This is a genomic window from Ideonella sp. B508-1, assembly GCF_000333615.1.
In the GTDB taxonomy this organism is placed as follows: Bacteria; Pseudomonadota; Gammaproteobacteria; order Burkholderiales; family Burkholderiaceae_C; genus Ideonella.
In genome coordinates this window covers 1-10,767 of sequence record NZ_BADL01000564.1, presented here as the reverse complement: position 1 = coordinate 10,767, position 10,767 = coordinate 1, and the positions used below count along the sequence as shown (strand labels likewise).

The 10,767-nt window shown below is 68.3% G+C and carries 12 protein-coding genes; all 12 read right to left on the bottom strand.

Annotated features, from left to right (window positions below; all coding sequences use genetic code 11):
* The coding region (locus tag I73_RS22175) for an arsenic resistance protein (RefSeq protein ID WP_022982623.1) at positions 1 to 712 on the bottom strand (712 nt) is incomplete at its 3' end.
* A gap of 13 nt (positions 713 to 725) precedes the next feature.
* Complete coding sequence (locus I73_RS22170; protein WP_022982622.1) at positions 726 to 1,226, bottom strand: arsenate reductase ArsC; 501 nt, start codon at positions 1,224 to 1,226, stop codon at positions 726 to 728.
* A gap of 13 nt (positions 1,227 to 1,239) precedes the next feature.
* Positions 1,240 to 1,734 (bottom strand): arsenate reductase ArsC, encoded by a 495-nt coding sequence (locus I73_RS22165; RefSeq protein WP_022982621.1) that lies wholly within the window; start codon positions 1,732 to 1,734, stop codon positions 1,240 to 1,242.
* Between the two features lie 9 nt (positions 1,735 to 1,743).
* Positions 1,744 to 2,268, bottom strand: coding sequence for an ArsI/CadI family heavy metal resistance metalloenzyme (locus tag I73_RS22160; protein WP_022982620.1), 525 nt, complete (start codon positions 2,266 to 2,268; stop codon positions 1,744 to 1,746).
* 26 nt (positions 2,269 to 2,294) lie between these two features.
* Positions 2,295 to 2,633 carry a helix-turn-helix transcriptional regulator gene (locus I73_RS22155; protein WP_040501318.1) on the bottom strand — a complete coding sequence of 113 codons (339 nt, stop codon included), beginning with the start codon at positions 2,631 to 2,633 and terminating at the stop codon, positions 2,295 to 2,297.
* A gap of 108 nt (positions 2,634 to 2,741) precedes the next feature.
* Positions 2,742 to 3,818: an ABC transporter ATP-binding protein gene (locus I73_RS22150; protein WP_022982618.1), complete on the bottom strand. Its 1,077-nt coding sequence runs from the start codon at positions 3,816 to 3,818 to the stop codon at positions 2,742 to 2,744.
* A gap of 1 nt (position 3,819) precedes the next feature.
* Complete coding sequence (locus tag I73_RS22145) at positions 3,820 to 5,181, bottom strand: GH1 family beta-glucosidase (RefSeq protein WP_022982617.1); 1,362 nt, start codon at positions 5,179 to 5,181, stop codon at positions 3,820 to 3,822.
* 34 nt (positions 5,182 to 5,215) lie between these two features.
* Positions 5,216 to 6,025 (bottom strand): carbohydrate ABC transporter permease, encoded by an 810-nt coding sequence (locus I73_RS22140; RefSeq protein ID WP_026097076.1) that lies wholly within the window; start codon positions 6,023 to 6,025, stop codon positions 5,216 to 5,218.
* Positions 6,022 to 6,942: a carbohydrate ABC transporter permease gene (locus I73_RS22135; protein ID WP_022982615.1), complete on the bottom strand. Its 921-nt coding sequence runs from the start codon at positions 6,940 to 6,942 to the stop codon at positions 6,022 to 6,024. The genes I73_RS22140 and I73_RS22135 overlap by 4 nt, the downstream gene beginning before the upstream one ends.
* Before the next feature lie 28 nt (positions 6,943 to 6,970).
* On the bottom strand, positions 6,971 to 8,263 hold the full coding sequence (locus I73_RS22130; RefSeq protein WP_083876989.1) for an ABC transporter substrate-binding protein: 1,293 nt from the start codon (positions 8,261 to 8,263) through the stop codon (positions 6,971 to 6,973).
* Between the two features lie 140 nt (positions 8,264 to 8,403).
* Positions 8,404 to 9,456: a LacI family DNA-binding transcriptional regulator gene (locus I73_RS22125; protein ID WP_022982613.1), complete on the bottom strand. Its 1,053-nt coding sequence runs from the start codon at positions 9,454 to 9,456 to the stop codon at positions 8,404 to 8,406.
* 122 nt (positions 9,457 to 9,578) lie between these two features.
* On the bottom strand, positions 9,579 to 10,646 hold the full coding sequence (locus I73_RS22120; RefSeq protein ID WP_022982612.1) for a hypothetical protein: 1,068 nt from the start codon (positions 10,644 to 10,646) through the stop codon (positions 9,579 to 9,581).
* Between the last annotated feature and the right edge of the window lie 121 nt (positions 10,647 to 10,767).

The following is a 10,767-nucleotide window of genomic DNA, read 5'->3' as shown; positions in this document are numbered from 1 at the left end:
CGGTGATGGACCAGGGGCCGATCTTGGTCAGGGCTGCATCGAATGCGGCGGGGCCCCGGCGCAGCAGCGCCTTGCGCCAGAGCTGGGCCAGGATGACCGGGATGACGATGTAGAGCACCACCGAGGTGAGCAGCGTGGCCCAGGGCACGGTGATGGACGACAGGCCCAGCAGCAGCGCCACGATGGGCGCGAAGGCGAACACCATGATGGTGTCGTTGAGCGCCACCTGGCTGAGCGTGAACAGCGGGTGGCCGTGGGTCAGCCGGCTCCAGACGAAGACCATGGCCGTGCAGGGCGCCGCGGCCAGCAGGATCAGGCCGGCGATGTAGCTGTCCAGCTGGTCGGCCGGCAGCCAGGGGGCGAAGAGCTGGCGCACGAACAGCCAGCCCAGCAGCGCCATCGAGAAGGGCTTGACGGCCCAGTTCACGAACAGCGTGACGCCGATGCCGCGCCAATGGGCCTTGACCTGGTGCAGCGCGCCGAAGTCCACCTTCAGCAGCATCGGGATGATCATCACCCAGATCAGCAGGCCCACCGGCAGGTTGACCTGGGCGACTTCCATGCGGCCGATGGCCTGCACCGGGCCGGGCAGCCACTGGCCCAGCGCGATGCCGGCCACGATGCACAGCGCGACCCAGACGCTGAGGTAGCGCTCAAAGACGCTCATGGGGGCGGGCGCCGCCGGGGTGGGCAGCGTGGTGGCGGTGTTCATCTCGGTGTCCTGCTCAACTGCGGGCAATGTCCTGCAGGGCAGCCTGCAGCGCGGGGCGGTCCATCGTCTCCAGCGGCAAGGCCAGCAACTGCAGCATGCGGTAGCCGATGGCCTGGCGGGTCAGCTCGAAGGCGCGGCGCTTGTCGCTCACGCCATCTTCGTTGGACGGATCCGGGTAGCCCCAGTGCACCTTCACCGGCTGGCCGTTGCCGCCGAAGAAGATCGGGCAGGTCTCGGCCGCGGCACTGTCGCACACGGTGATGACGATGGACAGCGGCGGTGCGTCCGGGCCGGTGAAGGCATCCCAGCTCTTGCTGTGGAAACCTTCGGTGGCGATGCCGGCATTGGCCAGCGCCTCCAGCGCGAAGGGGTTGATGCGGCCGCTGGGCGCGGAGCCCGCGCTGTGCGCCTGGACATCTTTGCCCAGGCGGGCGGCCAGGTGGTTGAGCATGCCTTCGGCCAGCACGCTGCGGGCCGAGTTGTGGGTGCAGAGGATCAGGACGTGGGTGGTCATGGTGGGGAGGATCTCAGCGGGTGCCGATGTCCTTGATTTCTCTCTTGATGGCCAGGGCGTCCAGGCTGGCCAGCGGCAGGGACAGCATCAGGCGCAGCCGGCGCTGCATCGTCACGAAGGTGTCCAGAAAGGCCCGGCGCTGGGCGTCGGTATCGCCTTGGACGGCGGCCGGGTCGGGCATGCCCCAGTGGGCGGTCATCGGCTGGCCGGGCCAGACGGGGCAGACCTCGCCGGCCGCCTGGTCGCAGACTGTGAACACGAAGTCCATCTGCGGCGCGTCGGGCTGGGCGAACTCCTCCCAGCGCTTGCTCCGAAAGCCATCCGTGGGGATGCGGTGTTCGGCCAGCACGGCCAGGGCCAGCGGGTGGACCGCGCCCTTGGGGTGGCTGCCTGCCGACCAGGCACGGAAGCGGCCACCTCCCATCTCGTTGAGCAGCCCCTCGGCAATGATCGAGCGTGCCGAGTTGCCGGTGCAGACGAACAGGACGTTGTAGACCTTGTCGCTCATGGCCGTCCCTCAGCAGCAGCCCGAGCCGGACTTGACCGGGATGCCGATGGGCTTGCCGCGACTGGGCGTGCAGCAGGCGGTCGCCTCCGTCTGGGCGGCAGCTTGGGGGGCCGCGGACGGCGCGCAGCAGGCCGACGGCGAAGTCTCGGCCTGGCCGGCTTCCTTGAACACCGGGATGTTGCCCAGGGTGTGGAAGTGCTCCCAGGCGATGCCCTGCGGGTCGGTGACCCAGTGCTTCTCGCTGCGGGCGTAGCAGCAGGTGGTTTCACCCTCGTCCAGCAGCGCCATGTCGGCGGCCTCGGCGCGGGCCTTCATCTCGGCCAGCTCGGCCGGGTCGTCCGTCTGGATGCCCAGGTGGTCGATGCCGGGCTGGCTGCCGCGGGTGGAGATGGCGAAGTTCACCGGCGGGTCCTGCAGCATCCACTTGGCGTAGTCGGCCTCGACACGGGCGGGCTCGGCGGCGAAGAGCTTGGAATAGAAGCCGATGCTCTGGCCCAGGTCATCGACGTGCAGGTGGACGTGAAAGCGCTTCATGGTCGTTCCTTCAGCAAGAGGAGGGTTCAGCAACACGCGGGGCCGCAACTCGACGCGGCCGTGGCGGGCACATCGCAAGGCTGCCCCTGGCAGCAATGTGCGGTGAGGTAGGCCAGCAGATCGTTCATCTGCGCCAGGTGGGGCTTGTAGAAGAGGTTGCGGCCCTCGCGGTCCACGTTCACCAGGCCGGCATGCACCAGGCCCTTGAGGTGGAACGACAGGGTGGAGGCGGGCAGATCCAGCAGGGCGGACAGGGCGCCCGGCGTCATGCCGGCGGGGCCGGCGCCCACCAGGGCGCGGAACACCCGCAGGCGGGCTTCCTGGGCCAGGGCGGCCAGCGAGGCGACAGCGGTTTTCTCTTCCATCATTCCATTATCATGGAAATAATGGTCCGGGTCAAGTCCGTACAGGGTGTTGCGCCGTTGGCGCTGGGGCCCCTGGTCAGGCCTGCGCCCGGCCAGATCCCCGTCAGGTCAGGCGTCCGGCAGAAGCCGCCCTTGTTCTCCGAACCGCAGTGTCTTGGCGGCATCCGGCTCGAGGGAGAGTGCCCGTCCTGGGCTCAGATCTCCCAGTGCCTGGGCGTCGCGCGTGTCCAGGCGGGCGCGCAGCAGGTCGTCCAGGCCCGCCACCCGCAGATGCAGGATGGCGCAGTCTCCCAGTTGCTCCACCAACTCAATGGCGGCCTGGGCGGCATCGCTCCGGTGCGCACACACGCCGATGTGTTCCGGGCGAAGGCCGATTTGGCAGACCAGCCGCTGTTCTTGCGGCACGCAGGCGGCCCAGAGCGCCTTCAGCGCGGTCGAAGCGTCGTCCTGGGGGCGGCTGATCAGGTTGATGCGCGGCGTGCCGAGAAAACCTGCGGTGAAAGCCCCCGACGGGCGCTGGTACAGCTCCAAGGGGGCACCGCATTGCTCGATGAGCCCTTGGTTGAACAGGGCGATGCGATGTCCCAGGGTCATGGCCTCCACCTGATCGTGGGTCACGTAGATCATGGTGGTGCCCAGTTCGGCATGCAGCCGGGACAGTTCGATCCGCATGTCCACACGCAGCGAGGCGTCCAGATTGGACAGCGGCTCGTCGAACAGGAAGACCTGTGGCTTGCGGACGATGGCTCGCCCGATGGCCACTCGCTGCCGCTGGCCGCCCGACAGCTCCTTGGGGTAACGGGGCAGCAGATGGGACAGTCGCAGCACCTCGGCCGCGCGCCCCACCTGGGTTTCTCGCTCGGCCTTGCCCACCCCGGCCATGCGCAGCGCAAAGCCCATGTTCTCGGCCACCGTCATGTGGGGATACAGGGCGTAGCTTTGGAACACCATCGCCACCCCCCGGTCCGCGGGGCGGATGTCGTTGGCGCGCCGCCCCCCGATGAGCAACTCGCCCGCCGTGATGTCTTCCAGCCCCGCGATCATGCGCAGCAGCGTGGATTTGCCGCAACCCGACGGACCCACGAAGACCATGAATTCCCCGTCGGCGATCTCCAGATCGATGCCCCGGATGATTTCCGTCTGGCCGTAGCGCTTCTGGATGCCACGCAGGCTGACGCCACTCATCTCAGCGCTCCCCGACCGCCCGGGCGCGCCGGCCGCGCACCTGCTCCAGCAGACTGCGGTACCAGCGTGCACTGTCCTTGAGCCGACGCTGCTGGGTCTCGTAGTCCACATGCACGATGCCGAAGCGCTTGGCATAGCCGCTGGCCCATTCGAAGTTGTCCATCAGGCTCCAGACCATGTAGCCGGCCATCGGCACACCCGCCCGCATGGCGTCCGCCACGGCGGCAATGTGCGTGCGCAGGTAGTCGGTGCGGTCGGCATCGTGGATGGCGCCGTCCGGGCCCAGTGCATCCGGGAACGCGCCGCCGTTCTCGGTGATGTAGACATCAGGCAGGGTGTAATCGTGGTGCAGCGTCAGCAGCAGGTCGGTGAGGCCGCGCGCGTAGATCTCCCAGCCCATTTCGGTCAGGGGAAGGCCGCTGCGCCGGGTGTCCCAGGGACCTTGGGCGCTGGCCATGTGACGGGTGTAGTAGTTGACGCCCAGGTAGTCCAGGGGCTGGCGGATGAGATCCATGTCGCCCTCGCGCATCTGCGGGACATCGCCACCGAAGTCATTCCATGCCTCCTGTGGATAGCGCCCGAGGAACAGGGGGTCGGTGTACCAGCGGCGCCCCTTGGCATCGTCCAGCCGTGCACGTGCACGGTCGGCCTCGCTGTCCGTGGCCGGATAGGCCGGCGCCAGGTTCAGCACGATGCCCAGGCGGGCGCTTGCGCCCGCCCCGCGCAGCGCCTTGAGTGCCATGCCGTGGCTGACCAGCAGGTGGTGGGCCACCTGCAGCGCCACCTTCCGGTCCCGCAGGCCCGGCGCGAAGATGCCCTGCTCATGGCCGAGCATCGCCACCACCCAGGGCTCGTTGTGGGTGGTGATGGCCGCCAGCCGGTCGCCCAGGCGCTGCTGGATCCCCAGTGCGTAGTCGGTGAAGCGGTCGACCACCTCGCGGGTGGCCCAGCCACCGCGTTCCTGCAAGGCCTGCGGCAGGTCCCAGTGGTTGAGCGTCAGGTGCGGCCTCAGACCGCGCGCCAGCAGCCCGTCCACCAGGCGCTCGTAGAAGCCCAGGCCGACCTCGTTCCAGGCACCGCTGCCCAGCGGTTGCACCCGGGGCCAGGAGACGGAGAAGCGGTAGAGATCCACACCCAGCGCCTGGATCAGGTCCAGGTCGCTGTCCAGCCGGTGGTAATGGTCACAGGCCACATCGCCGTTGCTGGCATCGGCGATCACCCCCGGTTGGCGACAGAAGCGGTCCCAGATGGATTCGCCCTTGCCGTCCTCGGTCGAGGCACCCTCGATCTGGAAGGCGCTCGTGGCCACCCCCCACTCGAAGGCGGGCGGAAACTGCAGGTGGAGGTCTTGGTCTGAGGTCATGTCTGAAAAGGCTAGGGCCGTCGTGGCTTGGGGGCTACTTCACTGCGCCCGCTGTGAGCCCGGAGATCAGCTGCCGCGCGGACATTGCGTACAGCAGCAACAGGGGGATGGTGGCGATGGCGGCGCCCGCCATCAGCGCGCCCCACTCGGTGTTGAAGGGACTCTGCAGCGTGCGCAGAGCCAGCGGCAGCGTGTAGGCATCCAGCGAGCGCATCACCACCAGGGGGCCGATGAAGTTGTTCCACGAAGCGATGAAGGCGATCAGCCCCAGCGTGCCAAGGGCGGGTTTGAGCAGGGGCAGCACGATGCGCCAATAGATGCCGAACTCGCCGCAGCCATCCATGCGTGCAGCCTCGATCAGTTCCTTGGGCACGGCGCTGGCAGCGAACTGCCGCATCAGGAAGATGCCGAAGGCGCTCGCTGCGCCCGGGATGTACAGCGCGCGGTGCTGGTCGATCCAGCCCAGGGCGTCCATCACCATGAAGGTCGGGATCATGTTCATGAACGAGGGCAGCAGCATGGTGGCCATCACCAGTGTGAACAGCGGCTTGCGCAAGCGGAATTCCATCAGCGCGAAGGCATAGCCGCCCATGGAGCAGAACAGCAGCGTCAGCGCGGTGGACGCGAGCGCCACGTACAGGCTCCAGCCCAGGTTCTCCCAAAAGGGCAGGTGGCTGGTCAGGATGGCGAGGTTCTCGCGCAGCCCATGTCCGAACCACAGCGGGGGCGGCAGGTTGAAGATCTCGCTGCGCGTGTGGGTGGCGAACACGAACATGAACCAGAAGGGCGCGAGCATCAGCGCCGCGCCGACCAGCACCAGCATCCAGGCGCCCAGGCGACTCATGCGCGTTCCCCCTTGCGCGGGCCGAAGGCCCAATGGGTGAGCCAGGTCAGCAGTACGATCACGATGCACAGCAGCCAGGACATGGCACTGGCTCCTCCGAAGTCGTTGAAGTCGAAGGCCATGCGGTAGAGGTAGATCGCCGAGGTCATCGCCGACTGGTCGACACCACCGGTGCCACCGGTCAGGATGAACGGCTCCTCGAACAGTTGCAGGCCGCCGATGACACTGAGCGTCACGCCGAAGAAGATCATCGGGCGCAGCCCCGGCAAGGTGATGAAGCGGAACTGCTGCCAGGCGTTGGCGCCGTCCAGGGTCGCGGCCTCGTAGAGGTCGCGCGGGATCGTCTGCAGGGCCGCCAGGTAGAGCACCAGGTTGAAGCCCAGATAGCGCCAGAAGACGATCAGTGCAATGGCGGGCTTCAGGTGCGCCGCGTCGTTGAGCCAGTTGATGCGCTCCATGCCCAGCACGCTGTGCAGCACGGCGTTCACCAGTCCGTAGTCCTTGGAGAACATCGCGCTGAACAGGATGGCAATGGCCACCGTGGAGGTGATGTAGGGGACGAAGTACGCGGCGGTCAGCAGGTCACGACCCCGGCGCACGGCGCCGTGGATCCACACCGCCAGCGGAATGGCCACCAGGTGCTGCGGCACGCCGGTGGCCACGGCCAGCCACAAGGTGTTGCGCAGGGACTTCCAGAACCACTCGTCGCCGATGGCGAAGCGGAAGTTGTCCAGCCCGACAAACTGCATCGCGCGCAGGCCGCCGGTGGGTTCCCACGACTGGAAGGCCAGCCAGAACGAGAAGCCCAGCGGGAACAGGCCGAAGACCAGAAACAGGATCAGGAAGGGGCTGATGAAGACGTAAGGTGCCCAGGACGGCGGCAGGCGCAGCACGCGCCAGCCGTGTGCCGTCGGCACAGTGGACGCCTGGAGGGCGGGGGACCGGTCAGCGGAATGCACGGCGTTCCAACAGTCTGCGGGCGTCGGCCAAGGCCTGGTCGATGTCCTTGTTCTGGTCCAGCACCAGGGACAGCTCGGTGTTGATCACCTCGTCCGCGAAGCGGTCCTGTTTGTGCACCGGCGTTGCCTGGATGCGGCGGGCGGCATCTCGCCACAGCCGCCGTGCGCGCTGCCCCCCCAGAAAGGGCATGGGCTCGTCAAAGAAGGGGGCGTCCTGGGCTTCCAGCAAGGCCGGAAAGGCGTCCTCGTTCTTCAGCGCCGCCAGTTGCCGATCCCGGTCCAGGGTCAGCATCTCCACCAGCGCCCAGGCGGCTGAGCGGTGGGCCTCGGGGCACTGGCGCGGCAAGGCGTAGAAGGTCCCGCCATACGACACGTAGCTGTCTTCGGGCAGTTGCGCCACACGCCAGAGTCCGGCGGTGGCAGGTGCGATCCAGTGCGCCATCTGTCCGACCATCCACGCACCATTGAGCTCGGTGGCCTGCAAGCCGCGCTTGAATCCTTCGGCCCAGTCGTTGGTCCAGGTGGCCACCTGCGCATCCAGCCCTTCGCGGCGCACCCTGCGGGCCAGCGCGAAGGCGCGACGGAAGCGTGCGGATTCCACCAGCACTCGCGAGGCGGTGTCGAAATAGATGCCTTCGCCCGGGCCGCGCCCGATCCGGCACAGGATGTCCTTGACGCTCTGCGCAGCGCCGATCAGGTAGGCGCCGGTGCGAGCCTTGATGCGGATGCCCGCCTCCACCCAACTGTCCCAGCTCCGGGTCAGGTCGGTCAGCGTCACCCCGGCGCGTTCGGTCAGGTCGGCCCGGTACATCAGCGTGCCAGGACCGATGTCGGTGGGCACCGCCACCACCGCGCCATTGCGGCTGACGGCCGTGTCGTAGGCGTAGGGAACGAACCTCGGCTGCAGTGCCTGCACATCGAATGGCGACGGGCGCAGATCCATCAGTCCGCCCCCCTGGGAAAACCGTCCCACATAGCTGGCTTCGAGGGCCATCACGTCGGGCACCTTGACCGAGGTGGACAGGGCGGTGGTCATGGCCGTGTGGTGATCGGCGTACTGGCGGCTGATCAGCCGCACCTTCACGCCAGGGTATGCCGCCTCGAAGGCCGGAATCGCGGCCCGGATGACTTCGTCCACTGCCGGGAAGGCCGCCACCTCCAGTTGCAGGGGCGATGCCGTCACCGCGGTTGCCGACCGACCCCATGGCGCGCCCAGCGCCCAGCCTGCCGCACTGGCCAGCAGGTGGCGGCGTCGGGTCAGGGGAGAAACCTCGGACATGGACATGTGCGACAGGGCGGGATGAACTCGGCGTGGAGGGAGTGCCATGAAAGCGCTTTCATGATTGTTCTGCAAGCGCCTTCCACAGAGATTCCGTGCTTACCCTAGGCGCTCTGGCGCGCCGAGGTGTGGCGCCGCGCTCAGCGCAGCAGGCGGCGAGTGGATTCGCGCGGCACCAGCTCGGGTACCGGCAGGACGACCTGCGGAGCCTCTCCGCGCAGCAGGCTCAGGACCGCTCCGGCCGCCTGCGCGCCCATCTCGTAGACCGACTGACGCACCGTGGTCAGGGGCGGCGTGGCAAAGCGGGCGGGGGCCAGGTCGTCGAAGCCCACCACAGAGACATCGTCGGGGATGCGGATGTTGCGCCGGTGCAGGCCGAGCGCGGCGCCGATGGCGGTCTGGTCGTTGGCCGCGAAGATGGCCGTGAAGGGCTGGCGCGATTCCAGCAAGCGGGTGGCGGCCAGCAGCCCCCCGGTTTCGGTGAAGTCGCCTGGCAGGATCAGGGTGGGGTCCACCGGCTCGCCGGCCTCCTCCAGTGCCTGCCGATAGCCGGCCAGTCGGTCCAAGGCATCGTTGTGCGCGGGGTCGCCCGCGATGAACGCGATGCGGCGGTGGCCCAGGTCCAGCAGGTGGCGGGCGGCCAACCGCGCGCCGGTCAGGTTGTCGAACTCCAGGCTGAAGAGCTGCGGCCCCTGCAGCTTGCGACCCACCACGACCAGGGGTACCCGCAGGGACAGGGCCTGCAGTTCCTCGTCGGGCAGCCGGCCTGCCAGCACCAGCAGCGCATCGACGCGGCGCGAGAGCAGGGCGCTGATGGCCTTGCGCTCCTCGGCCTCGCGCCAGTGTCCGCTCACGAAGATGGGGATGTAGCCAGCGGGCTCCAACTGGTCTTCGATGCCGCGCAGGGCCTCTCCATAGAACGGGCTGGAGATGGTCTGTGTCACCACCCCGATGCTCAGGGTGCGCCCGCCTGCGAGGCCGCGCGCCACCGGGTTGGGCTGGAAGCCCAGCTTGGCGATGGCCGCGTCGATGGCAGCCTTCTTGTCCACGCTGACGGTGGCCGTGCCGTTGAGGATGCGGGACACGGTGCTCGGCGAGACACCGGCCTCCTGGGCCACCTGCTTCAGCGTGATGACGCCCGCAGAAGAAGCGGCCTGCGCGTGGCGTTTGCGGCGGGAGGGGGAAGGGCTCATGGTGGTCCGGAGAGGTGTCCGACGGCCTGCCGGGTGGCGCCGGGACCGTCAGAGACGGTCCCGTGCATCCCAAAGCATCCCAGTATCGCCGAGGAGGCAGGGCCGCCCCGCCGCCCATGGGCTCAGGGCAGGAAGCGGATGCCGCCCTGCAGGGCGATGGTCGTCGGGTAGACGCCGTTCACCGCCACGGTCGAGTTGGCCCCGGTGCTGGCGCCGCCGGCGGTCAGGGCGGCGGCACCGCCGTCACCCTGGAAGTCCACCTGCGACACCGGCGCCACCGCCAGGGCTGCCGCGGCCGTGTTGATGCCCGTGCCGCAGTCCTGCGTCACCACGAAGGACGACAGCGGCAGGGTGTACTGGGTGTTGGCTGCCGCCGTCGGGGTGACGATGGCCACCAGCTTCAGGTTGCAAGCCCCGCCGTTGACCGTGTAGAGCTTGCCCAGCGTCAGCAACACGCCGAAGTTGTTTGTGCCGCTGGAGAACCATTCCGGGTTTTGCCCCAGGTTGAAGCTGATCTTCGTCTGGCCGCTGAGCTGCACGCCGCTGGTGTCACCGGTGGTCGACAGCCCCGTGGTCAGCCCGGGGGCCTGGATGTAGATGCCGGCGTACTGGCCGGTGGCCGGGGAAGGGGTCTGGTAGTAGAAGTAGTAGCTGCTGGCGTCCGCGCCGACGCTGCTGGCGCTGCTGCCACCGGCACCGCACCAAGCCGGATCCCAGCTGCAGGCGTAGCCGTCCAGGTTGCTGCCGCCATAAGCGCCGTAGGCACCACCCTCCACCGTCAGGTTGCCGCTGTTGAAGCCCGAAGAGAACACCAGCGTCGGCGCCACCACGGGTGCGGCGGCCACGGTGATCTGGGCTGCATTGCTGGTGGCCGGGGCGTAGGCCGCATTGCCGGCCTGATAGGCCGTGACGCTGCAGCTGCCGGCGCTCACGTAGGTGACGGTGCTGCCCGAAACCGTGCACACGGCCGGGGTCGACGAGGCATAGCTGAAGCTCGTCAGACCGGACGAGGCCGAGGCCGACAGGCTGGCGCTGGCGCCGGCCGTGCCGCCGGTGGGGGCACTGATCGTCACAGTCTGCGTCAGGGCGGAAACCGAGCTGCCGGTGCCGCCGCCGCAGGCCGACAACATGGCGGCCGACAGCGCGGCGATCAGGAGACCGGGAAAGGCAAATGTGGACGCGCGGGGCATGAATGCACTCCTGTGAAGGTCCTGTGGGGATGAGGCGTGGTGCGGGCTCCCCTGGCGGGGAAACCGGCCACTCAGGGCACCATGTAGCGGACGTAGGCCACGCCCATGGTTTGGTCGAAAT

Coding starts and splice junctions, on each gene's coding strand:
- I73_RS22155 (WP_040501318.1), bottom strand. CDS start 2,633: ATGGAAGAGAAAACCGCTGTCGCCTCGCTGGCCGCCCTGGCCCAGGAA.
- I73_RS22140 (WP_026097076.1), bottom strand. CDS start 6,025: ATGAGTCGCCTGGGCGCCTGGATGCTGGTGCTGGTCGGCGCGGCGCTG.
- I73_RS22170 (WP_022982622.1), bottom strand. CDS start 1,226: ATGACCACCCACGTCCTGATCCTCTGCACCCACAACTCGGCCCGCAGC.
- I73_RS22130 (WP_083876989.1), bottom strand. CDS start 8,263: ATGTCCGAGGTTTCTCCCCTGACCCGACGCCGCCACCTGCTGGCCAGT.
- I73_RS22165 (WP_022982621.1), bottom strand. CDS start 1,734: ATGAGCGACAAGGTCTACAACGTCCTGTTCGTCTGCACCGGCAACTCG.
- I73_RS22120 (WP_022982612.1), bottom strand. CDS start 10,646: ATGCCCCGCGCGTCCACATTTGCCTTTCCCGGTCTCCTGATCGCCGCG.
- I73_RS22145 (WP_022982617.1), bottom strand. CDS start 5,181: ATGACCTCAGACCAAGACCTCCACCTGCAGTTTCCGCCCGCCTTCGAG.
- I73_RS22150 (WP_022982618.1), bottom strand. CDS start 3,818: ATGAGTGGCGTCAGCCTGCGTGGCATCCAGAAGCGCTACGGCCAGACG.
- I73_RS22160 (WP_022982620.1), bottom strand. CDS start 2,268: ATGAAGCGCTTTCACGTCCACCTGCACGTCGATGACCTGGGCCAGAGC.
- I73_RS22125 (WP_022982613.1), bottom strand. CDS start 9,456: ATGAGCCCTTCCCCCTCCCGCCGCAAACGCCACGCGCAGGCCGCTTCT.